The organism is Kribbella sp. NPDC058693 (assembly GCF_042715335.1).
Classification (GTDB): Bacteria; Actinomycetota; Actinomycetes; order Propionibacteriales; family Kribbellaceae; genus Kribbella; species Kribbella jiaozuonensis.
Map to the genome: position 1 here is coordinate 1,304,816 of NZ_JBHXSQ010000002.1, position 23,816 is coordinate 1,328,631.

The 23,816-nt window shown below is 65.1% G+C and carries 14 protein-coding genes and 1 pseudogene; 3 read left to right on the forward strand and 12 right to left on the reverse strand.

Annotated features, from left to right (window positions below; translation table 11 throughout):
- The first annotated feature begins 109 nt into the window (after positions 1-109).
- Positions 110-1,513, forward strand: coding sequence for a glucose-6-phosphate dehydrogenase (zwf, locus tag ACFWUU_RS15850; protein WP_380176258.1), 1,404 nt, complete (start codon positions 110-112; stop codon positions 1,511-1,513).
- Here zwf and ACFWUU_RS15855 read toward each other — a convergent pair.
- The 8 genes from ACFWUU_RS15855 to ACFWUU_RS15890 form a co-directional block, all read right to left on the reverse strand.
- The gene (locus tag ACFWUU_RS15855; protein WP_380176260.1) at positions 1,426-2,820 is read right to left on the reverse strand and encodes an NAD(P)/FAD-dependent oxidoreductase; all 1,395 of its coding nucleotides are present in this window, start codon (positions 2,818-2,820) and stop codon (positions 1,426-1,428) included. The genes zwf and ACFWUU_RS15855 overlap by 88 nt on opposite strands.
- A 128-nt stretch (positions 2,821-2,948) precedes the next feature.
- Positions 2,949-3,632: a hypothetical protein gene (locus ACFWUU_RS15860; protein WP_380176262.1), complete on the reverse strand. Its 684-nt coding sequence runs from the start codon at positions 3,630-3,632 to the stop codon at positions 2,949-2,951.
- A gap of 87 nt (positions 3,633-3,719) precedes the next feature.
- Positions 3,720-3,968: an aquaporin gene (locus tag ACFWUU_RS15865; protein WP_380176859.1), complete on the reverse strand. Its 249-nt coding sequence runs from the start codon at positions 3,966-3,968 to the stop codon at positions 3,720-3,722.
- Between the two features lie 984 nt (positions 3,969-4,952).
- Positions 4,953-6,140 carry a response regulator transcription factor gene (locus ACFWUU_RS15870; protein ID WP_380176264.1) on the reverse strand — a complete coding sequence of 396 codons (1,188 nt, stop codon included), beginning with the start codon at positions 6,138-6,140 and terminating at the stop codon, positions 4,953-4,955.
- The gene (locus ACFWUU_RS15875) at positions 6,121-9,129 is read right to left on the reverse strand and encodes an ATP-binding protein (RefSeq protein WP_380176266.1); all 3,009 of its coding nucleotides are present in this window, start codon (positions 9,127-9,129) and stop codon (positions 6,121-6,123) included. The genes ACFWUU_RS15870 and ACFWUU_RS15875 overlap by 20 nt, the downstream gene beginning before the upstream one ends.
- Positions 9,126-11,198: a hypothetical protein gene (locus tag ACFWUU_RS15880; RefSeq protein WP_380176268.1), complete on the reverse strand. Its 2,073-nt coding sequence runs from the start codon at positions 11,196-11,198 to the stop codon at positions 9,126-9,128. Before ACFWUU_RS15880 ends, ACFWUU_RS15875 begins: the two co-directional genes overlap by 4 nt.
- The gene (locus ACFWUU_RS15885) at positions 11,191-13,239 is read right to left on the reverse strand and encodes a DEAD/DEAH box helicase family protein (protein WP_380176270.1); all 2,049 of its coding nucleotides are present in this window, start codon (positions 13,237-13,239) and stop codon (positions 11,191-11,193) included. Before ACFWUU_RS15885 ends, ACFWUU_RS15880 begins: the two co-directional genes overlap by 8 nt.
- Positions 13,236-13,631, reverse strand: coding sequence for a hypothetical protein (locus ACFWUU_RS15890; RefSeq protein WP_380176272.1), 396 nt, complete (start codon positions 13,629-13,631; stop codon positions 13,236-13,238). The genes ACFWUU_RS15885 and ACFWUU_RS15890 overlap by 4 nt, the downstream gene beginning before the upstream one ends.
- Before the next feature lie 802 nt (positions 13,632-14,433).
- Here ACFWUU_RS15890 and ACFWUU_RS15895 point away from each other — a divergent pair.
- Entirely contained in the window at positions 14,434-14,742 is a 309-nt protein-coding gene (locus ACFWUU_RS15895; protein ID WP_380176274.1) for an NUDIX domain-containing protein, read from the forward strand.
- 3,897 nt (positions 14,743-18,639) lie between these two features.
- Here ACFWUU_RS15895 and ACFWUU_RS15900 read toward each other — a convergent pair.
- From ACFWUU_RS15900 to ACFWUU_RS15910, 3 genes and pseudogenes are all read right to left on the reverse strand, one after another.
- Positions 18,640-20,097: pseudogene (locus ACFWUU_RS15900) on the reverse strand (NACHT domain-containing protein); the annotation flags it as partial.
- Positions 20,098-21,218: 1,121 nt separating this feature from the next.
- On the reverse strand, positions 21,219-21,998 hold the full coding sequence (locus tag ACFWUU_RS15905) for a transposase (protein WP_380176276.1): 780 nt from the start codon (positions 21,996-21,998) through the stop codon (positions 21,219-21,221).
- Positions 21,998-22,453, reverse strand: a complete 456-nt coding sequence (locus ACFWUU_RS15910) for a transposase (RefSeq protein ID WP_380176277.1) — start codon at positions 22,451-22,453, stop codon at positions 21,998-22,000. Before ACFWUU_RS15910 ends, ACFWUU_RS15905 begins: the two co-directional genes overlap by 1 nt.
- Before the next feature lie 309 nt (positions 22,454-22,762).
- On the opposite strand from ACFWUU_RS15910, the gene ACFWUU_RS15915 reads away from it, so the two are divergent.
- Positions 22,763-23,089: a hypothetical protein gene (locus tag ACFWUU_RS15915; RefSeq protein WP_380176280.1), complete on the forward strand. Its 327-nt coding sequence runs from the start codon at positions 22,763-22,765 to the stop codon at positions 23,087-23,089.
- A gap of 241 nt (positions 23,090-23,330) precedes the next feature.
- Here ACFWUU_RS15915 and ACFWUU_RS15920 read toward each other — a convergent pair whose 3' ends face one another.
- Positions 23,331-23,657 carry a hypothetical protein gene (locus ACFWUU_RS15920; protein WP_380176283.1) on the reverse strand — a complete coding sequence of 109 codons (327 nt, stop codon included), beginning with the start codon at positions 23,655-23,657 and terminating at the stop codon, positions 23,331-23,333.
- Between the last annotated feature and the right edge of the window lie 159 nt (positions 23,658-23,816).

The following is a 23,816-nucleotide window of genomic DNA, read 5'->3' on the forward strand; positions in this document are numbered from 1 at the left end:
GGCGTTGACCCGATCCTTGATCCGTCGTACCGCGCGACGCGTCGACCACCGTCGGCAAAACCTGATCGTCAGGCGAAGACCGACGGCCTGACGCGGAGGGAGGACAGGTATGGCATCGGCGGCAACGGACCCGCGGACCGCGGACGTACTGGTCATCTTCGGCATCACAGGCGACCTGGCCAAGGTGATGACGTTCCGGTCGCTCTACCGGCTGGAGGCGCGCGGTCTGCTCAGCTGCCCGATCGTCGGAGTGGCGGCGGACGACTGGACCCTCGACCAGCTGATCGAGCGGGCCAGGACGTCGATCGAGGGAACGGGGATCACCATCGACAAGGCCGTCTTCGACAACCTCGCGGCCCGGCTGTCGTATGTCAGCGGCGACCTCGCCGAGGCTTCCGTCTACGAACGCGTCGGCGACGCGATCAGGGGCGCTGAGACGCCGGTGTTCTACCTCGAGATCCCGCCGTTCCTGTTCGGTCGGGTGGTTCAGGGCCTGGCCGATGCCGGGCTGACCACCCGTGCCCGGGTCGTCGTCGAGAAGCCGTTCGGCCACGATCGGCGTTCCGCCCGGGACCTGGCCGAACAGCTGCACCAGTACATCGACGAGTCGCAGCTTTACCGGATCGACCACTACCTGGGGAAGATGGGGCTGGAGGAGATCTTGTACCTGCGGTTCGCGAACGCCGTCCTCGAACCGCTGTGGAGCCGCAACTACCTCGAGTGTGTCCAGATCACGATGGCCGAGGACTTCGGCGTCGAGGACCGCGGCCATTTCTACGATCCGGTCGGCGCGCTGCGCGACGTGGTCGTCAACCATTTGATGCAGGTCGTCGCGGCTGCCGCGATGGAGCCACCGTCGCGCGGCGATCCCACCACCCTCAAGGATGCGACCACCACGCTGTTCCGTGCCGTGGAGGAAGCCGACCCCGCGCACTACATCCGTGGCCAGTACGACGGCTACCTCGGCATTGACGGAGTCGCGAAGAACTCGACCACCGAGACGTACGCCGCACTCCGCCTCGACATCGAGAACTGGCGGTGGGCCGGTGTGCCGTTCTTCATCCGGACCGGCAAACGACTGCCGGTGACGCAGACCGAACTGCGCCTGGTGTTCAAACGGCCACCACGGCTGGGCTTCGGTCCCAGTGGCCACATCGCCGAGCCGAACCAGTTGGTGATCAGGCTCGACCCGTCCACCGGAGTCAGGATCCAGGTGGACGCGCATCGTGCCGACGCGGCCCGGATCATGCCGATCGAGCTCGACATGGAGTTCGGCGAAGAGGGTGGCGAGGGTCCCACGCCGTACGAGGTTCTGCTGCACGCGGCGATGACCGGCCAGAGCACGCGCTTCACGCGGCAGGATGCAGTCGAGGAGACCTGGCGGGTGATGCAGCCGTTGCTCGACGCACCGACGCCGATCCACACCTACGAACCGGGGACCTGGGGCCCGGCCGCCGCCGATCGGGTGCCGGCCGGGTTGGGCGGCTGGCGGATGCCCTGGATCGGAGACTGAGCAAGTTCATCCACGATGATGTGCGGGATGTCGGCGGACTCGTCACCCCAGGCGATCCGCCGCCGTGTGCCCGACCATTCGACGGTCGCGGCGTGGTCGCGGTCGAAGTAGTCCCAGGCCCAGGACACGAAGGCGTCGGTCTTGCTGTGCGCACCGCTCAGCAGCATCGCGTGCACGCCGAGCCAGGCCGCGAACGCGACCGGGCCCTCCACCTGGTGCCGGTGCCGTCCGACCTCGGCGACGGCCGCGTTCCGACCGATCATCGCCATGATGCCTTTGTCCTTGTAGTGGAACGGTTTGCCTTTGTCCCCGTGCAGCTCACGCAGGATGTTGTCGGCGGCCCACACGCCGGACTGCTGCGCCACCGATCCCAGCTGCGGCAGGATCGTGCCGTGCCTGCCCGGGATGTTCGCGACATCGCCGATCGCATAGACGTGCGGATGCCCGCCCACGCCGAGATCCGGCTGTACGTCGATCCGCCCGCCGCGTCCGATGGTCAGCCCGGTCGTGCTGCCCACCACGGACGCGGCCGACTCACCGCCGCCCCAGATGACCGTCCGGGTACTGATCGTCGACCCGTCGTCGAGCTCGACCCGGTCCGCGTGCACCGCGGCGACTCCCGTCCCCAGTCGCGGGTCGGCGCCGTGTTCGGTGAGCCGCTTGCGCGCGTACTTGTGCGCCTTCTTGGAGAACGCACCGAGCAACGTCTTGCCGCGCTCGACCACGATGATCGTCCCTGGCTTCGAGATCCGTTCCGTGGCAACCAGCGCGGCCATCAGTTCGGTCAGTGCTCCGGTGATCTCGACGCCGGTCGGGCCGCCGCCGACCACCACGACATCGAGGGCCCCCGCTCTTCCCGAGCCGGTGTGGATCGTCGACTGCAGGTGCCGCCGCAACCGCTCCGCGTCGGCGACCGAGTAGAGCGGGAACGCGTGCTCGGCCGCGCCCGGCACCCCGAAGTACTCGGGCCGGGCGCCGGCCGCGACGACCAGGTGCGTGCCGGTGATCCGATCGCCGTCGGACAGCGTCAGAGTGCGGTTCGCGACGTCGATCTCCGCGACGTCCGCGGTGCGGATCCCGACCGTCGGGTGCTCGCGGAAGATGGTCCGGTGCGGCCGGGCGATGTCCTCGGCCGGCAGTTGCGACGTAGCGACCTGGTAGAGCAACGGCTGGAACTGGTGATAGTCGTTGCGGTCGACCAGCGTGACCCGGACCCCCTCGTCCGCGAGGCGGTGCGCGCACCCCACCCCGGCCAGCCCGCCGCCGAGTACGACGACGTGCGGGCTCTCGTCCGTCTGCGCGGTCACAGTGCTCCTTCACAGTCGCAGAACTCCTCCACGATCCGCTGGAGTGCCCAACGATGAATCATCCGCCAGTGATGATTGGGCGGTCCCGACGTCCTCGGTCCCCTTCTCGCGGAGCAGAGTGCGCTGCGTCAGGTGAAGACGTTGACCGCGCGGGCTACGACGAGGCCGACCACGGCCAGCGAGATCATCGACTGGAGACCCATGGCCATCTTGGCCCACAGGGCGAGGGGCATCACGTCGGTCGGGCTGAACGCGGTGGACGTTGTCATCGCCAGGTACAGGTAGTCGCCGAATCCGGGCCGCCAACCTGGTCGCGCAACCTCCGGGCTGAGCTGCTGCGTGAACGCCAGGTCGAGGTACCGCGGCATCCGGTGGGCGCGGTTGGCAGCGCCGCCGGCGTCCAGTTCCCAGTACAGCAAGGCGAACACGATCAGGTTCGACAACCACACCACCCCGCCGGCCGCGAGTAGCTTCTCAGGTGAGTTCGTCATCGATCCGCCGCGGATCAGCACCGCGATGAGTCGCACCGTCGCCACCATCGCGTCCAGCACCAGCAAGGCAACGACCACGATCGACACCCCGCGTAGGAGCGACGACCGCTTGTCGATCCGCCCCGGGTCCCGTGCGATCAGCACCGCCAGCAGCACGACCTCGACCCCCGGCAGCACCCACACCGGCGCCAACCGCATCTCCTTCGGCCGCGCGAGTGTCAACAAGATCCCCACCAGCACGGCGGCCACACTCGGCCACCGAGCCTCACCCCGAACCGCCCGCCCCGACTCCCCACCGCCGACAGCATCCGTAGCACCCACCCCGCTTAGTACATCGCCACTCGCCTACCGGCCGGCCAGCCACTCTCCTCGCCGGCCGGCCAGCCACTCTCCTCGCCGGCAGGCCGGTCAGTCGCTGTCGCCGGTAGGGATGCCGGTCATCGGCAGGACGCCGCCCTCGGCAGCCTCGACCTCGTCCTTGTCGGGCAGCCCACGCACCGCTCCGACGATCGCCACCGCGATGACGGCCCCGATCACCGGTCCGGCGACATAGACCCACCAGCCCGTGTAGTCCTCACCGATGATGTCGGACCCGAGAGTGCGGGCCGGGTTCACGGGCACACCCCCAGACTGATCCCGAGAGGTGCAGCACGGCATCACCCCTGCAGGGTGACCACACACCGAACTCGGCGGCACCAAGACACACGGCAGCCACACCGCGTGACAGTCCCGAAGACAGCCCTACGCGGGCGGCGCCAGCACGTCTCCGGCCGGGAGAACGCTATGCATGCGGTGCGGCACGAGCACGTGGTCCAGACAACCGAACAGACGGCCAGGCCGAGCAACGCGCTCATCCGCCGCTCGCTGAATCGCGTGCTGATCACGGTCGGGCGACAGCACGCTGCAGTCGCACGCAAGCGATAGCGAGCGCACCGCGGGCAGCCCGCAAGTCCGGCGATAGCCGGAAGGCCCCGCCGGCAGCCGGAAAGGACGCACCGGCGATGAGCCGGGGGTGGGTGGGTGCACGCGTAGCAGGTGCGGGACGAGCGGACCGACGGAGCACCTGCGTAGTTGGGCAAGGGCCTCTTACCCCACTCCCCCGGTTCTACCTACCTGATCCGCATCCCTGAGATGGCTCGCGCTATCACCAGCCGCTGGATCTCCGAGGTGCCTTCGTAGATGGTGCAGATCTCTTCGAACCTGGCGCCAACCTCAACCGGGAGAGGCGTATCTGCCTCCTGACCTGCGGTTTCGCCTTTCGTCAATGATCAACGGTGACCAGCGTTTGTCAGTGTCTCACGGAGCACTGACGGAGCAGGAAGTTACCCGAAGGGACCGTTTTGAGCCGACTTAACCGCCCACGGCGTGCCGCAACGGCTGCTGTCGGACAACCGCTCCGCACTCAGCCTTCACGGCATAATCTCCTGGATTAGCTCGTCTTCCACGGGATGGCCCTGGGCGTCGAGCCGATCACCGGTAAAAGCCCACAAGTCGACCACCCAGGGCAAGAACGAACTCCTCCACCAGGCCCTGTTCCGCTAGCTCGACAACAAATCTCGGTGATCCCGAACGTCGACAGCGACCCCGACCCCCTCACCCTCGCCTACCACATGAGCCGGTTCGCCAGCTCCCTCTGAATGCTCAACCGGCAACGCACCCGGAGATGTCTGCCCAGGCGGCGGCCTCGATACCGCGTGTGCCGGCGATTGGGTCGGCGAAGAGCAGCGGTGCCGTCGCGTCGTACAGCCCACGCTGTTGCGACTTCACCCCGTCGAACAAGCAGAGCGCTCCATTGTGCGACTGAAACCATGGATCGAGTGCGATGGGAGCAGCCTGGTCGACACCGACGAGGACAATGCTTGCAGTCCGCGCCGGCGTTTCGGACCGTGCGATGGCCGGTTGCGCTTCGCCGAGTCCGATGAAGCGCAGAACCTGTACGGCGAAGGTCGTGCCGTCGTACTCCATCGAGGTCACCGCTCCGAGCTGCCACGGCCAGATCGTACCGATGCGGTGTGCCGCGGCCCTGAGGAAGGCGTGCAACACGGCGCTATCCGCGGCGGAAGGCTCATAGCCGCCGTGGGCGACATCGTTGCGGATCTTGATGATCTCCCGCGCTCGCTGGGTCGAACTTTTTTGTGGCATCAACGCCCGCGACAGCACCGAGAACGGTGACCTGGGCTCGCGGCCAGGTTCGAGGGCGGTGAGCAGATTGAACCAGGTCCCCAGACTCGGGCGGGCCATCTGATCGGCTGTGACGCGGAGGGGACCTGCAGTACGACGATCGAGCGTCGCGAGACCGATCAGTGCCGAGAAGCGGATCAGCTCCTCGAAGACCCGTAGTCCTTCAGCCGCGACGCGCTCCTCGGATGCCGCTCGGTAGCGAGCGAATCGATGGGCCAAAGGGCTCGGCCCGCTCCCAGCGATTCCTTCGAAAGCCTCGGCGTTTGCCTCCTCCAGAACCGCCGTACAGCGAGGCAGCAGGTCGGTGAAGGCGTCCTCCTTGTCGATCCATTCCTTCGCCCCCAACCGCATCGCCTGAATGGTCTGCTGCTTTCCGCCCTCGCCCGACAGTACGACGACCGGGACCTTCAAGCCTGCTTGCCGTAGCTGCTCCATGACCCAGAGACCGCCCCAGTCGTCCGGTGGCATTTTCAGGTCGAGGACCAGCAGGTCGAAGCCGCCTTGCCTGATGGCCTCGTACGCCTGAATCCCGTCGGCCACAACCTGGACTGCAGCTCCGGCGGAGCGGAGTGGCTCGCACAGTGTCCTGGCGACTTCGATCTGATCGTCGGCGACAAGGATGCGCACGTCACGTAAGGTCTGGCGCATCGGGCTCTCCTGCTGTCGCGTCCGTTACCACCGGAATGGTGACCTGCCACCTGGCACCTTGCCTGCTGGGCCCTACCTCCAGGCTTCCGCCGATCCGGTGAAGCAGAGCCCGAACCCCGACGAGACCGAGCCCGTTGCCACCCGGCTTGGTCGAGGTGACCCGGTGTCCACCGGCGAGCGCATCGGCCACTCCTCGCGGCAGCCCGGGCCCGTCGTCGGCCACCTCGAGAACGGCGTACTCGTCCACCTGCATCCACTCCAGGCTGATGGTTCCACCGTCGGGCATCGCCTCGAGCGCGTTCTTCACAAGGTTGTCGACAACGGCCCGCAGCGCCGACTCGTCCAGACCGACGCTCACGTCATGAGAACTACGCGGTGCGATCAGGGTGAACCTCGGGTCCAGGCGCAGCAACGCACTGGCAACGTAGCTACGCAGGAACTCGGCCAGGCAGACCGATTCGTCACCGGGCGCCCGAAGCAGGGAGGTAGCAGCCCTGATCCGCAGCGCCAGAGCCTTTGACTGATCGAGATGTTCGCTGGCGTCCGCCTGCCTGCGAAGCTCGGCAGTCCGACCGCCGCCGGTTGTCCTGGCAGCCTGCCGGGCAGCAGACAGCTCATTCTTCAGGTCGTGCAGGAGATTCGCGACGGCGGCGCCGAGCGGTTGGGCAGATGGTTTGAGCGCCGACCGCACGGCGGTCAGGAGCGGCCCGGCATCCGTAAAATGATTGTCGGGCAGCGCGCATCGCACTTCTTCGCCATCCACGCTCAGCTGGATCCGAGGACTGACCTCGCCCCACACTCTGAGCAGGAGCCGCGCCTGATCAGGTGGAACTCGCACGGGACCGAAGGTCAGCACCCCGTTCATGACGCGGGCTGTCAACGCGTCGTGGTCTTTGGGCAGGGCCTTCGCGATGCTGTCGATCAGCGCCAGCTCACTGGTCGAAAGGATTAGGTCCGGTACGTCGCCGACCACATCGATCCTGTTGCGGTACAGGACCGGCCAGTCGGTGAGCATGAGTTCCCGGAGCGAGCCATCAGCCTGATCGGCGCCGATGGCGCGATACGCGCTGGCGAGCTGAACCAGGCGGGCTACCTCGTGGTCGTCGATGTCAGCCGGAGCCGCCAGCTCAGAAAGCCATTCCAAGGTCCATCTGAGCTCGGACCGGAGCGACCCCTGCGTGGTCTCATCGCTTGCCATGGCCGATCTGAAGTACTGCGCGAGGTGGTCGGCGTTGAGCGACTCGCCGGTCTCGTCCAGCAGTTGATCCACCGCACTAGCCCACAGCGCAAGCTCATCAGGCCTGGATGCGTGATGAGCACCGAAGATCTGGCGGTTGCTCCACAGTCGTGCCTTCGCGGGCGCCAAGCCGGCGACTTCGGCGAAGTGCTGGGCCAGGAAACTGATGACGACCGGAGAGACTCTGGAGCGATCGGTGCGACCGATGAGCGCAGGTTGTTGCTCGGCGAGGCGATTCGCCGCCGAGATCACCTTGGTGGCGGCAGCCTGTTTCGCCTTGGTCTTGTTGGTAGTCCCGCCGCCCTTGATCCTCAGTCTGCGACGCAGGGCGGCGCTGCTGACGATCAGCGTCGCGGCGTACTGCTTGAGGTGATCAGGACCGGTGATCGAGTACTCGTAGTCGCAGAGGAGATCCGCAGCACTCGACAGCTCCTGCAGCCGGGTCGCCGGGTCGTCACGTGTCGGTACGGCCGGTGCAATGTACGGCGTGGCGTTTCTCCAGAGGTCCGGCCATTGTTCGAGCAAGGTACTCGGGGCCTGTCGGCTGAGAAAGACCGCTCCCATAGCGGCCTGGAAGGCATTGGCGGCCATCTCGGTCTCGATCTTGCCGACTTGGCCGACGCTGAGCAGAAGCGCCGGTCCCAAACGCATCTCGTTGAACGCCTCGGCGTAGCTGTCGTTGCGCAGGTTGTGCATGTCGCTGTTCTCGGGTGGGTTAACGACGGCTCGCTGAGCGAGGCTCATCGCGAACTCGTAGTCCAGGACATGGCTGCCCACGAACGCGAGAATCTGATTGTCCCGTTGCCCGCAGGCACGGACACCACGTTGGTTCTCGTATGTCCAGGAAGAATGCATGAAGGCCTGACTGACAAGTGGGGTGCTGCTGGAATCCAGCTCGAAGTCGGCCACGATCCGAGCGACAGTTCGGCGGTGAGCGGCAGTGGCTTCCGGGGGCACCCCAAGCGGCCTCCGCGGTGCTTGCACTGGCAGCGGTGCCAGTGCATCTGGGAAGTAGCGTTTCAGATACTCGTCGGCAGCGGCGGCACGTGCGCCCTTTTTACTGAGCGCGTTGCCGTACGCCGTCCGCCCGCGCGAGTCGGTCAATCGCGCGGCGAACTGCCGTGCGTGGTCGGGGCCGGTCGCGTCCTGCGACCACTCGACCGAGAGAGTCGTCTGATGCAGAACTTGCTGCAGAGTCGAGGTCGAGTCGAGCAAGGGTGTGCCGGCTGCCTCGCGATGGATCCGGTCCAGGAAGGGTGCGACGAACCGGCGTACCTTCTCGTCCTCGCCCATCAGGCACAGGAGCCCGATCAGCTGCAGCAGGATCCGCTCTACGATGCGGCCGGAGAGCTGCGTGACCTCAAGTGAACGACCATAGAGGCCCGCCTGCGGCAGCCAGTCGAGCGTGCTCGCCCACGACGCGATTCGAGGGCGGGCGTAGGCGACGACATCGCTCAGCGGCCCGACCTTTTCGAAGTGACGTCGCCGGTACGCCGAGACCGCGAGCTCACGTGTCATCCATCGGCTGCCGAGGATCAGCAACGCTCGCAGAACGCCAGGAGTGAGGTGTGGGGCATCGGCCTGATGCTCGTACAGGTAGGAGTCGTGGGTGAGCGCGGCGCAGAACGCGCCGTCGAGATGGCGAGCCCTCAGCTCGGACGGCTCCAAACCGAGCCGTGTTGCAGCCAACGCGGCGTCCGCAGGCAGCACGACGCCGCGGAACGCGACTGCAGATCGGCTCTCCAGCTTCACCGGCTGCGTCCGTTCAGCGTGCTTTCGACCCTTTTCTTGTAGATGGGCCATCCTCGGTCCAGGTCTCCGGCCCATTCCCACTCGAAGCGGTTGGCTCCGAATTCTGTGGGCTCGGGCGGTCTGCCGAGAGCCTCCATGAGCTGCAGGTATCTCACGCTGGCGGTCGCAAGACGAGACATTTGCCGATAGCCGTCAGCCTTCGGGAAATCGGTGATCCTGAGGTTCTCTTCGTACGGCTCGCCGCCCAGCGCTGCGTAGACCGTCTCGATGAGCTCGCGGGTCGGCATCGAGAAGAGGCGGACGCGCGGCATGGCCGGAGGCGCTTTCTCGCCGATGGCCGTCGAGAGCGCAGTGAGATCCCCGCCGAACCAGTGCGTGGCGGCTGTGGCAGCCAAGCGCGCGAACTGCTTGAAGGTCGGCGGCTTGCCCTTGACGGCGATGGTCCGATGAACCTCTTGGAAGACCTGGGAGAGTTCGGTGGTCCAGCGCTGCTGCAGATATTCGGCCAGGTAGCGCTCAGCCCAGCCTCTGCGGTGCCGGGTAATGATGTCGCGGAGGAACTCGAAGCCGTCGCGGCGTTCCCCTCCGCCGCTCATCCGGAACCCGACGGTTCCGTTCGCCAGCTCCAGCTGGTGGGTGTACGTCTCGAGGCTCTGCGGCTTGCCCAGGTGTTGCTCGGCGGCGATGAGTTCGTCGAAGAGGCTTGGATGGATCGGCGCGCCTGCGTCTGCGAGCGCGGCAAGATCTCGTTGGTGATAACTGCGGAGACCTTCAAGGGACGTCCGCGAGTACGGGCCCTCGCAGATGTACCACGCGGTGAGGGCAATGCCGTGCCAGAGTGAGACGGCCGGTCCGAACGCCTCGGCCATGATCTTGTGTGGATAGGGCTCGGTGACAATCGCGTTCGGCCATCGCGGGAGTATGGCGCCTTCCCAGTGCTGCGCGATGTCTTCGAGGAGGCCCGGAGACAACAGGCGCCGATAGAGCTCGGACGACGGGCCTTGTTGAAATCCGATCGCGTAGTCGGTGTCCTCGACAAGGCCCCAAAGTGCGCCCATCTGTGGTGTCTGCCTTGCGTGCTCGCTGTCGAATTCCACCCACCACTGCCGGAGAACCTCGACTCTGCGGTCCACGGGAGAGACAGAGTCGGTCTGCCCCAGGAATGCCGCGAGCATGGCGTGCGCGTCGCTCACGTCGAGTCCGTGCTCAGCCGCTGCCGCTGTCGCGTTTGCGGCACCGCCGACGAACAGCTTCGGAGTGGGGAGAGCAGTCATGACCTCCTCATTGGGGTTCGGAGGCAGGCCGAGATGGTCGAGGAACGCCATCCAGTCGCCACCGAAGTAGGCAGCCAGCGTCAGTTGGAGAGGCTTCGTCATAGCTTGGCGGGCCAGTGGCGTCGTGTGACGCGCCTTCTGCATGGTTCTGGCCGCCAGTGCGTGGATCCGTTGGGCCCGGAACCGTGAGGCAATTTCAGCCAGGTCCTGCGCGGCGAGTGCCTCGAGGAACGCGAGACGGGCTTGTACCTGACCGCCGCGGTCGAGACGGCTCCACCCTCCGCCGTACTGAAAGACAGCGAAGGCCGGGGCCGGCCTGATGCCGAGTAGGTCGAGGTCGGCCCAGGCAGCTCGCTGAGCCCCGGCAGGGTCCGGAGAGCCTGCCGCACGGAGGAAGACTGGCGCGAAAATCGTGTCGAAGAGCGGGATGAGTAGTGCGAGGGTTGCCAGTGCGTCTGGGCCGGCGGCCAGCGGCATGCTGGCGCGGTCCTCGGAGGCGACGGTCAGAGCGTGCCAGGGATTGTGCCGGAGATGGGCAGCGAGATTGATGGACCTGCACTTCAGAGAGGCCTGCTCCGGCAGGAACCACGCGCCGCGGGATTGCTGCTCCGCCAGGCTGAAACTTCTGTCGATGAAGGCCCGTTCGTCGGGCCCGACCGCCACGATCGCCACGTGGTTTCGCCGGATCGGGTCCGGATGCTCACGAGCGATGTCGATGATCTTGGTGCCGTGCAACGCTCTTCCGAGGAGGACGGCTGCGAACTGGTCGACGGCGGCGAAGGCGGACTCATCCATGCATGCTCCGGATCACCGCAACGAAGTCTTCGAATGATCGGGGAATGGCCGTGCTAGCCGCATAGGCGGCGTACCGCTGGGCGAGGGCGTGCAGCTCTCGTTCTTCTCTGCGGGCTTCGACCTGGTCAGGGGTATGGAGGAACTGCTGCCGGGAGTCCCCCTGTTCTTCGAGGACGACTGCCTGAGCGATCTCCGCAGTCAGGCCCGCGTCGGCCGCTGCACGGTCTGGCACCGGCGCGTCACCGAAGGCGTCGTCGGTCTCTGGGTTCGGGTCCATGTCGTTCTCGATACGCAGACTTTCCAGGTGGGTGTCCAGGCCGAGTTCGCCGTGGTAGACCACGTCCAGATGTTGTTCCTGCTCGCGAGCGGCCAGCTCAGGGTCATGGATCATCCTGATGCCGCGCCCAATGAACTGGTAGAACTCCCCGAAGCTGCCATACGGCCGCATCGGGACGACCACACTGATGGCAGGCAGGTCATACCCTTGACCGAGCATCTTGAGCTGTACGACGGCCTGCAGCGCCCCGGACTCCGCTTCGTAGCGCCTCCTCGTGGCGGCGATCTCGGTGTCGCTCATCGAGTGGTGCAACGTACGGGCAGTGATGCCGTGAGCGTTCGCGATCCGTGCGATCTGCTCGGCATGGTTCTGCCCGAGCGCGGCAAACAGGACTCGCGGCCGCACCGGGGCGAGCGCAACCTTCTGGGAGTCCAGAGATTCGCTGACGATCTGCATGATCCGGTGAATGGGCTGCTCGGAGGTCGCCGTGATCCGAGCGAGTTTGCGCTCGTCGTCCATGATCTCGAGAAGCGCCTGCTTGCCGACGATCTCCTCGCGGGTGCCGTCGGGCCAGGTGATCTCGTACTCGGTCTGCTCGACCTCAGGACTGAATCGATGGGCCCGAAGATGTTTGGCGTGACCGTCGGCGATCGAGTCGATCAGCCGGTAGCGGTAGACCACATCTGCCGTGATGCTCTTGCCGTCGGCCCGACTGAAACAGGCCGACATCAGGAGCCGGCGAGCGTTCGGGAAGTAGTCGAACAGCTTCTGGTACGACGTCGCTGCGGCGATGTGGGCTTCGTCGACGACGATGAAGTCGATGTCGTCCGGCCCGAGGACACCAAGCAGTCCTTCGCCATCCCGCGTGCTGCTGAGCGAGTGGAAGTTCGTGACGATGATGTCGGACGACAACAGCGTCTCGCGGCTCACGTCGCGGATCGGGCCGTCCTGGCGATCCAGAACCGTCGTCTTCGGAGGACGGCACCCGGGGATGAGCGGACCGTCCCTCAGCGTGTAGATCACATTCGCGGCCGACGATTCATCCAGTGCAGTGGCAAAGGTACCTCGTATCACCCGGCCCGGGGTCACGATCAACGCCCTGCGTCTGCTGAAGGCCAGCGCCGCCGCCACACCCAGAACTGTCTTGCCTGCACCGACTGACATTACGCATGCCGCGTTCGCGCCGCCTCGCCGGTAGTAGTCGGCCAACGCGGTCAGCGCCTCCCGCTGGCAACCGCGCAGCGGCGTCATCGCAAAGCGCTGCCTGACCTCATCGAAATACGCCAGGTTCGACGGAGCCGGCGCGGGCGGCGGTGTGGCCAGCCAGAGCGGGTTGGCGTCCATGTCGTCAGGGACCGGCACGATCGGGTCCGCGATCAGATGCACGGCGAGCAGCGGGTCTGCTGCCAGAACCGACTGCAACTGTGAGACACAGCGAGCCGTGTCATCCCGGATCGCGTCGTAGGAGAATCGCAGCACGATATAGGCAAGGGCCACCAGGTCGTTCTGCCTGCTGCGGTCGTGCACGAATGCTTTGCGGCTGCTGTGAAACTCGAAGCCGTCGAGCTCGACTACGATCGGTCGGCCTGACCCGGCGATCACAAAGTCCAGCACATAGTTGCGATCGTCGATCGCAACCGGCTGCTGACCGACGATGTGCGGAAGGATCCCCTCGGTGACAGCCGGCGTCAGGACCCATCGGACGAACGCGTCCTCGAGGAAGGACGCTCCGGAGATCGTCTGCACGAGCCGGGTTCCGCTCACCGGTCTTCTCCGTCGAGCGCAGCAACCTTGGCCTCGAGATCATCACGTACAAAGGCCTCGCCGCCGATCCGTTGCGCCCTCCGGCTTAATGCAAGCGCTTCACGCACAGCGCCCTCCTGCTCCAACAGTGTCAGCAGAACGGTCAACGAAGTAATGCGCAGGAAGCCTTCGGCCGGGCGGGCTCGGTCCCTCAGAGCGATCTGGGGGACGGCCTCAAGGAGCGCCAGATCCGCGGCGGCGAAGATCTCGACGTGCTGCAGGCCTGCTGGATAGGACGCCCGGGCAGCCCACAACCGGTCGACCGCTCCCTGGAGGACGAAGTGGTAGTCGAGCGGCTGCCCAGGCAACTCAAGGCCCTCCCACACCCATCGCACTAGATCATCCAGAGCCACCGAACGCGTGTCCCCAGTCCACCGTCGCTGCGCGGGAGAAACAGATGTCGTCCCATCCGACGTTGGCCAGTGGAGGTAGCCGTACTCCGTGGTCGGCCTCATGTTTGCCTCAGGCAGGCGAGATCGATCAACTCCCGGACTGCCCTGAAACTGAATCCCCGGAATATCAGCCATCCGGCCAAACCAGGTATCCATCAGCACCCCAACTTCCCCCGCCAGTCCGTTCGGCCCATGGTTCCACGGTCCCGCGACAGTTGGCCAGCCTCAGCGAGTCGGGACTGGCCGCCGCCAAGGCAGAGCTCGACGGTACGGCGGTAGGCCGCATCGGGCTCGTGCGAGGACAGGCGGATGGCATTTGTGAAGAATCGGTGGACTCGGCCGGTGAAGCTGGCTGATGGGACGACTGAGCACGTCTGACGAGTAGGAACCAGCTCCATCGTCCTCGGAGTCAAGGAAAAGCGCTGCGTATGCCTCGGAGTAGCTCTCCCGAGTCACGCCAACGACCACGCCAGTCTCACCAATCGTCAGATAACTATGCGCCGCCACACCTCACGCCTAAGTATTCGCTGCGTCCCGCCGTATTCATGCCAAATACTCACCTGATCAGCGTCGTGCGTGCGAGGCGTTTGGCCCGAACCCCCACTATGTCGCGTATTTAGCTCGACGTAAACCTCGTTGCTGTGTGACATATCGGCCGGCGCCGCCGGTGTTACAACCGGCCGATCGATCAACTCCATCGCCAGACCGACCTACCGCCGCCAGTTGCCGCGAGCTGCGCTGGCGTCGAGAACCCGTCGAAGCAATGCTCAGAGATACGGCCAGTCGAATCCTACTCGTTGACCCCGACTACAAGTCCGCCTGGGATCTCCCAGGCGGGATGATCGAGGCGAATGAGCCGCCGCTCGACGGGCTTCTACGCAAGCTGAACGAGGAGCTGAGCCTGCAGATGCGTCCATCTCCACCATCATTGTTCGCCCATCAAGCATCGCGCGACTGCCCGGAAAGGTCAGCTTCTTGTAGCGCGATTCGCCCTCGGGCCGTCCCGTGGGTCTTGCCTGCGTCCGCTTCCGGCGTTCCATGGCCCTCCCCAATCGCCATCGACCACGCGTGATGGCTACTCCAGTCAAGAGCACAACATCGACAATGCGGCGGCACTGCTTTTGGGTCGATACTGGCTCAACGGTGGTCGGGACTGGCCGACGAGTGTCGCGACCTTCTCCGGCAAGTGCACGGGCTTAGCTCGGCAAATAGCAGGTCGTCAGGTCGCGTCGAGGTCCAGTGCGGCGAGGCGGAGCGGCCCTTCGTGATTGGTGAACGGGTTGTGCACGACCGCGTCAGGTGACGCCGTGGCCAGGGCGTCGCTAGTCGCCGACGCATCCTGCTGAGATAACGCGCCAGCTTGACGCAGCGTGAGGCCGAGGAGGTACATGCGTTGAGGAGGTTGCAGGTCGCGGCAGGCATTCGAAATTGGGTCCCAAACGCCCGCAAATAGAGGGCTGTCGTCTCGGATGCCCATCGGTTCGCGGAGCGCGGTCGTGACCGCGTCGACGGCGACGGAGTCAAGCCGTAGCCGCCGAATTAGTGGCTTAGTGAACATGGGCAGGTAGGCATCGGACATCGCCATCCGGACGCGGGTGTGCGCGCGGATCATGATCGCTGGTAGGTCTTGCGGAGCAACTGTGGCGATTGCAATAGCCAACGTGGCCTCCCAATCGCGGCTCGCGCGAGTCGCGCGGTCCGTTCGGAACCAGGATTCGAGGTCGCGAAGCACATCCGAGGACAGGCGGTCCGCTGGAAAGAGCTGGGCATATGTGGCAAGTCTCTCGCTGTCGTAGATGCGGCCAGAACGGGCGTCGATTGCATCCGCAGTGAGGATGGCCTTGAATACCTCGTCGGGCACGTTCCAGCTATCCCGGTCCAGCACTGAGTCGAGGACGTGCCTTTGCCGGTGGTGGTGCGGTCCGCCGAGCCTGGCTACGAGGGCCCGGAGGACCTCTTCGTTGCCTCTGTTCTCTTCCTTCGCCCACAATAGGAAGCGCGGATCCTGCCGCAGCGCGACATCAGTGTCGGCCTCACGGCGGAGCATGTCAGCGATAGCGGGGTATCGCGATGCAACAACCGCGAGCGCCGACATGACATGGCGGCGCTGCTCGCTGGAATCCCGACGCTTCCGGTCCGAGGTGCTATTTAGGCGCCCAAAGAGCTCGTTCCCGAAGTGGATTTGCAAGCGTTCCCAGTTCTCAGCTATCAGGTCTACCAGGATCTCGTCGACTTCACCGTCATAGAGCGATTCGAGCTCGACGCCGGGTGGCTGCCCAGAGTGGCCGATTGTTTCCCGGATACCGTCGATCAGTGTGAAGTCTCCGAGCATCAGCATGCCGATCCATGCAAGTTGCCGGCGCTCGTCAAGTTCAGGGCCGTACGCGCAAAGGTCATCCGTGATCTCCTGGCGGAGCCATTCCATTTCGGCGGTCACCGCACCGTCGCCTGCGACGTCGAGGTGCGCTTGCTCGTGGCGCATGACCATTTGGACTAGCCCGATGAAGGCGTTGCGGCGAACCTCGGTGTCGGGCTCGTTCCGCCACTCCGACATCACGCCAACGAGCTCGTTTGCCGCGAGCGAGCTGCGCGCCAGTTCGAAGGCCAGGACTTCACGCAGCTCTGGTTCGAGATGTTTGAACATGCCGAGGGTCTTGTTGAGGATTCGGCGGGAGGACTCGTCCCCTCTGCCACCGTACGCTCTAAGGATTGCCGGCGGGATCGTGTCCGGGATGCCTGAGGCGATGGGCCTTGTGTCGAGGATAAGCTTCTCAGCGAACTGCTGGACCGCCGGTTGCCCAGGCCATGCTTCAATGACGGCCGGGGCATGCCACATCAAGGGATGAGGATCGATCGCCGTGCATAAGGCCGCTAGCTCGGCGGGATCGTAGCGGGCGAGCACTTCACGCTCGACGTCGCCATCCCGCCCCTGTCCCCGGGCGATGTTTTCAAAATCTTTCCACGCGTCGGCCACCGCCTCGGCGACGACGACCTGATTCTCAAAGCGCCCAGCTTCGTCCGGCCGACGTAGAAGGTTCACCAGGAGGTCAAACCCCTCGTTTGGGCCAAGTACGTCGATTGCGATGCCCGCAAGGGGCGCAGCGTGGACGTAGTCACCGCGAAGTCGGCCGCTGAGGATTGCACGCACGCGATCGTCGTCTGCGTACCGTTCGACGAGCGTTCGGGCAATGGCGTAGGGCCGCCAGGTGTCGAGGCCGCGCAGCAGAACCGTCCGGGCATCGTCGGGTGCCAGCGTGGTGGCAAGGGCGGCGGTCGACACTGCTCCCAACTTCCGGAGGCTCGCGTCCACATACTGGGCGAGTGCCTGAGCGAATGCCGGATCCTCGTGCCATTGCTGGGGAATCATGCCGACGTCGTACAGGATCAGGCCGCGTCCCTCGGGCTCGGCGAGCTCTCCGGCTACCCATTCCTTGAAGCGGCTGTCGTCGGCGAAGGCCTTGCAGGCGAGCTTCCACGCAAGCCCTCGGTCGCCGCCATTGCGTCCGTTCGTCCTCAAGGTTTCTAGCGCGAAATCGGCTACCTGCAGGTCACCGGTGGCGGCGGTGTTGATGAGATCTGCTGCGGGCCACGGTCCGAGGCCGTAGTGTTCGTGGCGGAGCAGTGTAAGCAGCCAGTCGCGTTCTTCCGGCCGGAACAGCGCAGTGAGGTCGGGCGGAGTGCCGGGTTGCAGGAGGTGGAGGCCGACCAGCCGCAGCGGTACCGATGGCTGGCGGCGCGCCCAGTCGATCAGGCGGGTGGTGGTGTTCGTCTCGATCCAGCCCTTGCCAAGGGCGAGGAGGGCGGCGGCCTGCGTTGCCGATGATGGACCGGTCTCAGTGAACGCGACCAACCGGTCCACCATGCCTGGTTGTCCGGCGAATCGGTCTCCGATGGCCATCGCCGCGTTGATCTTCACACGATCGTCGGGGTGCCGAATGCCCCAGATCAGATACTCGGCCACGACGTCGTCACCGAGGTCGAGGTCACGCAGCGCCCACATGGTTGGTGACGGGTCGGGGCGCGGCGCCGTTAGCCACCGTTTCATGATCGGAAGCAGGTGAGTGCGGGCTGAGTGGCTCACGAGCATTCCGACTATGGCGGCGATGAGGTTTGCTCGATGACGCAGTGACGGGTGAGTCTCGACGCGTTCGACCAGGCTTTTCGAGTACTCGGTCTGAGCGCGTGGCGTGAGCCTGATACCTGCGGCGAGGCCCTCTGCCAGCAGTTCGTATCCGTTGATGTCTGCCCACGGACGGCCGCCGGCGCCAAGCGCCGCCCTGAGCAGGTCGTCGGTTGCATGGGGGCTGAGTTGCGCAGTGAGCAGTGCGAGGAGCACGTCACGCCAGGCTGGGTCGTGCACGAAACGCCGCACCGCCTCGGCCTGCTCCTCGGCCGGCCGGGTGGCGAGGTACTGGCCAGCCAGGTGGTCAAGCACGACGCGGTGGAGGAAGCCGAAGGTACCGGCCCCCTGCGACACGATGAGGCCGAACTCGTCTTCGGCCAGGGCGAGTACCGCGTCCGCGGCTCTGCGGGCTGCAGGTTGCTCGTAGCCGAGGACCTCGTCGTCCGTCATCGATGCAACGATGAGCTTGCGCATCTCCGGTTTGGACACTGCGCCGGTGGGGTCCTTGACGCGAAGGCGGTAGGCCACCGCGGCGAACAGCGTGGTCACCTCGGTGGCCGTCAGCAGTCCCGTGTCGGCGTGTGAAGCTCGCTGGCGCATCCGGGGATGCTTTTCGATCAGCAACTCCACGAGCCTGGCGTAGATCCTAAACCGCTGTCGCGGCAAGGGCTCACCTTGCCATGTCGCAGCCAGCAATGTCAGGAAGAGTGGGGATCGGGAGAGCTCGGCGAGTTCCGGGGTGGCCACGAGCTGGTCGAGAAACGGCTCGACGACTGCATTCCATGTGGATCGTCCTGCAACGGCAGGTTCCGGATCAGTGGCTGGCACGAGGATTTCGGCTGCGATGGTGCGGCGTTGATCGTCGCTCAGCGGGCTGATATCCGCCTGCACCCACGGGCGCCTCCAGTTGAGCCTGTCAACCGCGTACGGCCGGGTGGACAGAATCGCTGAGGCGTTAGTGCGGCCGAGAAACGCCTCAAGGATCCCGAGGGCGCGGTCGGCCGCGCCGACATCGCTCCACTCGTCGATTCCGTCTATGAGGAGCAGCAAGCGGTCGTCTTCGAGCGCACGTTGCACCAGCGGCCACAGATGTGCGGCGCTCTGCGACTTCAACCAGGCTTCGGCGGCGGAGACAAGCGAGTTCTCGGTCGATGCCTTGAGATGGCGGCACAGGAAGCCGAACGGCAGCCAGATCGGCAGTTCGGTGCCGCGCTCCCGCTGAAAGGCGACCGATTGCGGTTGAGACGAGAGAAGGTCCGTGGCTGCGAACCGCAGAAGGCTGGACTTACCCGCACCTGGACGGCCGACAAGCAACCGGTACTTGCCTCCCGCTAGCCACTCGTCGCCCGGGAGGGCGCCAACTGTTGTCGGTCGTGTCTGACTTGTGCGGTCGAGCAGCGTCCGGGCGGATCTGAACGACTGCCTGCGGGCACCGATATGAGAGGTGACGTAGGTTTGCCCGTCGACGGGACCTTGCGTCGTAGGTTGGTCTCCAACGCTGGCCTCAGGCGGTTCAATCTCGAGGAGCTCGGATCGCTGGCGGTTGGGATCGACGTCCAAAATCACAAACTGTTGATGGGACTGTGGGGCTTCGGCGGATTGCATTCCGCCCTGCGCTGAGAAGACAGCCTGGTACAGATCACGCAGGCCCGACCGTAGTTCACTCATGTCCTGCCGGAGCAGGTTCTTGGAGAGACCAAGTGCTGCTTCCTCGCCGCAAAATCGCTCGACCCAAGGCCGGCCGAAGAAGTCGTCGACGACGCGCGGAAGGTCTTTCAGCAGGGTGGAGACCTCCTGCACACCCCACGGGACGAAGGTAATTTTGAGTTCGGCCAGGCGTTCCGTCTGTTCGCGGATTGCGGTATCCAACTTCGTGTCCTGCAGGTCGAACGAGGTCGCAAAGTGAAAGGCCGAAGTCCTGGCACCCCATTCGCCCTTCAGTAAGTCGTCAACAGCCTTCTCAATTTTGGCCGGGGTTAGTGACTCTACGCGCCTGGACTGCAGGGTAATGTAGTTCCGGCCGCCAGTATCACCGCTCGTCAAGTCCAGCGGAAGGCGGGCGTAGGCATCGATCCCCGCTTGGGCCTGACCCGGGACTCCGAACAGCTTGGCGAACTGTACCGGGCGAACCGTGTGCAGGAGCCTGAGAAACAGACGCTCAGCATCCGGCCAGTGGAGGTCACCAATAGGCAGCGCTTGAGCCTTGGTGTCGACAGGTGGCGCGGGAATCGGTCCGGTAGGCGCAGCCCACAAGAGTGCCCCGCTTCGATCTGCGCCACCTGTCTCATTTACGTACTCCACCATCAGGCTTCCTCCGCCGTAACTCACCAGTGCTCGGCTGCAGGACCGAGCACACTATGCCCCATCCTCGCATCGCGCCCGAGACGAGGCGTGTTACTGGGAACGGCCGTACCGTGAGTGTCGACGTGGCGCTATTGGACTGGCCGCTCGCGCGGAAAGCCCGATCGGCAACATACCCAAACCGTCCGCAGCTATCTGTCCGAAGGCCGATTGCCCTCGCCGACACCATCACAATCACGGCTGGTGCTAACCGAACTCCTCACGCAGGTTCTACGCCACTCTCTGACCCGCACACGGCGGCGGCCCAATTCCCATCACTCCGCGGCACGCAACCCCACGCGAACACCTCTGGCGCACAGGTCCGTTCGTTCCGAAGCAGCGAAGGAGGTGTCGCTGCTATCCCGGCGCCCGACATCCCAGAGCCGCGCGCAAGCGCCACTAGGGGGTCATCGACACCCCAGTCGCGACCCAGTGTCTTTCGCGTCACCGGCTCGCAGGCCTCGATGAGTTCCATCGTTTCGATGCGTGAGGGGAGAATTCTGGTCGCCTGATGGTGTCGATGGCAGCGCATCGTCCGGAAACGAGTGAGGCGCTCACCGTCGGCATCGACACCAAACCGACTCCAGAACGTCTGCGGGATGATCGGCTCGACGGTCCGCGCATCGAGTCACCTGCGGAGCGCGCCAGTGCCCTCGCCCGTCACCGAAGCCGTGTCGGTCTCTCCATTCGCAACTCACCACCGCTTCATCGTGGATAGACCTCGCACCTAGTATCGACGTCGCGAGCTACGTGACTGGAGGCGGCCGCGATAGGCATCGGGTCGGCTTCCGCCCAGGCTACTTGCATGAGTATCCCACCGATCACGCATGCGGCGGCTACCTCACTCGCTGCACTCTTCGCAGATATCGCCCCGACCGCACAACATTTCGGCTTCCTCGACCGTCCAGCGTCGCACTGATGTATAGCTGAACGCTCAATGGCTTGCCGGCTGCTCCGATCCCGCTTGCCATCCCAACCCCACCGAAACGCAGCACGCAAAACCGTCACAGACCCGTGAATGAGCTGCTGGTGCGCAGGCGCGTCAGCGCGTCGGGCTTGCCCGACACGTTCTTTGGTAACTGCAGCTAGGCGACGGGGTCGAGCTGGACGGTGTGTCCGAGCCTCTCGAGTTGGGCGACGAGCCGGCGTGTGTGAGCCTCGTCGTTGCGCCGAGCGAGCCAGTCCGCACCAAGATCGCGGTAGGGCTCGTCGCGACTAAGCATGTGATAGGCCACTACGAGAATGGGATGCGCGACAGCGATCTGCGCCCGGCCAGCACCGCGGCGTTTCGTCAGGCGTGCATGCTGCGCGGCGAGGTAATTCCTGCCACGCATGCGTGCGACCGAACCGGGAGCCTCGACCAGCATCGCAGTCAACCACTTGTTCCCGTGCCGCTTCCCGGTCGGAGTCCGCTTGCCGGCCGACTCATAGACCCCGGGCGCCACCCCAGCCCAGGCAGCAAGCCTGGCAGCCGAACCGAACCGCGACATGTCCGCGCCAGTCTCGGCGACGATCACCTGCGCGACCTTCTCCCCAACGCCCGTGATGGTCTGCAACAACTCGATCTCGTGCGCCCACGGAAGACACTGAAACCGGATCGCCTCATCAAGATCAGCCAGAGCACGCTCCACCAGCTCGAGCCGATCCAAGATCGCGGCGGCCATCCGCGCATGGTGATCATCGAAGTGCCCCTCGAGCGCTTGGGCGAGATCGGGGATCTTCGAACGCATCTTGCCCTTAGCCATCTCGGCCAGCACCCGCGCATCGCGCTCACCGCCGATCATCGCGCGCAGCATCACCCGCGCCGACACCGTCGTCACCGACCACGCAACCGACGACAACTTGATCGACGCGTCCTCCAACATCAACTCCAACCGACCGCCTCACGCGTCCGATCCCCCATCAACTGCACCCGGTACCGGGTCAGCATCCGCAACCGCCGGATCGGCGGCGGTGGGACAAACGATGGAGACAGCAATCCGTGTTCGAGCAGCTGGGCGATCCACTCGGCGTCACGCACGTCGGTCTTTCGGCCCGGCACCGCCTTCATATGCGCAGCGTTCAGCAGCCAGACCTCCATCACCTCCTCCAGGCAATAGAACGCCGGCTTCCAATACGTCGACGTCGACTCCATCGCCGCGACCGTCACACCACACTCGACCAGCCAATCGCGCATCACCCACAGCGACCCGATCGTGGTCTTGAACGTCCTCGTCACCGACGAACGACTCCCCTGCCGCCGGCCCGGAACACGCACGCAAACAGTCACCGACGCCTTACCGACATCCAACCCCGCAACCCGTTCGAACAAGACCTCCATCGAGCACTCCCTCCGGCCACGACTTCGACCCGCGACACCCACGGGCCACGCGCCGCCCGGAGGGCCCTCTGCCAAGACACAGACCCACGTACTCGCAGCAACAATCCACCGGCACCCGAAGACCCCGCGCCTTACACATCTGCGGGCTCACCCGCACCAGTGTGACTCGACGTCGCCGGACGGCACCTCATGATTCTCATTCGCCGCCGCAGCGACGGAGTTGCAAACCGTTACACATCTTGCACTCGAGGCGTGTCAGCAATCTGCAACGAGCATTTGGCACCTTCGCGGGCCGCACGTGGAGTACTTATGGACGACCTGCCATCGGCGTTTGGGTGCGATCTGACCGCTCGCCAACATGTCTGCGAGCACTGCGGCGACGCGTACGCAGCGGCCAGATCCGATCAACGGTTCTGCTCAGACCGACGTCGTCTGCGCAACTGGCGAAGCCGAAAACGGGTGCGCTCGGCCGAGGCGATCGACGCCGAACACGTCGCCGTTCTCCTCGCGGAGGTCGACCGATTGCAGCACCAAGTCGCTGAGCTTCAGCGCGTCAACGCCATCCTCCGTGAGGCTCTGAAGGGAGTGCAGACCCGCCTCTTGTCCGCCCAAAACCTGTTCCGTAGATGGGTCTGATGTGCAAGGCCGGCGTGGCCTCGCGCGTGAGATCTGGAGTCTCCGACCATGCACTTTCGCGGACTTCCAGGCAGCCGTCTGACTCTAGTTCTGCCTGGTTCGGTTGGTGCTGAGAGGTGTCAGCGCCAACCGAACCGGGCTCAGACCCTCAGCCGTGATCCGTGAGGAGATCAGGGGGCGAGGGCCCGGTGGAGGGCGGAACGGACGCGGAGTTCCAGGGTCATTGAGGAGAGGACCCCTCTCAGCACGTCCGCCCCGCCTGCTTGGGAACCTCCGACAGCAGAACTTCGACGTGGCTGGCGAGAAGGTGCTGGCGAAGCTGCAGCGGGTTCCCGGCCGCCGCGAGATGGAGGAGGTTCGGCAGGATCAGGACGACGTCATCGGCCTCCATCAGGGCTCGGAGCGCCTTGTGCAGCTGTTCCGGCGCGGTCTCCAACTCGTCGATGAAGATCGCGACAAGCGCGCAATCATTGGCTCCCGCGCAGTCGACGATCGCTCGCCGACGCGCTGCGATCTCGGGATCGCTCATCAGGAAGTGCTTCTTGAAGTACCCGAAGGCCACTCGCATTGGTCTCTAACCCCGTTGATATCTGACTGCCGCTCGGTACGGATAAGCGTCGAGCAGGAGGTACAGCACCCACCATGGATTGCCGCTGACACAGCACTGAACTTCCGCCGAACCAGCACGGCGAGGTTCAAGTGGAGTGGCACCTTGGGCAGTGGGAGA

Excerpts from the sequence above, each read along its gene's own strand:
- ACFWUU_RS15905 (WP_380176276.1), bottom strand. The coding sequence starts at position 21,998 with ATGTTGGAGGACGCGTCGATCAAGTTGTCGTCGGTTGCGTGGTCGGTG.
- ACFWUU_RS15895 (WP_380176274.1), top strand. The coding sequence starts at position 14,434 with ATGCTCAGAGATACGGCCAGTCGAATCCTACTCGTTGACCCCGACTAC.
- ACFWUU_RS15910 (WP_380176277.1), bottom strand. The coding sequence starts at position 22,453 with ATGGAGGTCTTGTTCGAACGGGTTGCGGGGTTGGATGTCGGTAAGGCG.
- zwf (WP_380176258.1), top strand. The coding sequence starts at position 110 with ATGGCATCGGCGGCAACGGACCCGCGGACCGCGGACGTACTGGTCATC.
- ACFWUU_RS15920 (WP_380176283.1), bottom strand. The coding sequence starts at position 23,657 with ATGCGAGTGGCCTTCGGGTACTTCAAGAAGCACTTCCTGATGAGCGAT.
- ACFWUU_RS15880 (WP_380176268.1), bottom strand. The coding sequence starts at position 11,198 with ATGGATGAGTCCGCCTTCGCCGCCGTCGACCAGTTCGCAGCCGTCCTC.
- ACFWUU_RS15915 (WP_380176280.1), top strand. The coding sequence starts at position 22,763 with ATGGACGACCTGCCATCGGCGTTTGGGTGCGATCTGACCGCTCGCCAA.
- ACFWUU_RS15870 (WP_380176264.1), bottom strand. The coding sequence starts at position 6,140 with ATGCGCCAGACCTTACGTGACGTGCGCATCCTTGTCGCCGACGATCAG.
- ACFWUU_RS15865 (WP_380176859.1), bottom strand. The coding sequence starts at position 3,968 with ATGCCGTGCTGCACCTCTCGGGATCAGTCTGGGGGTGTGCCCGTGAAC.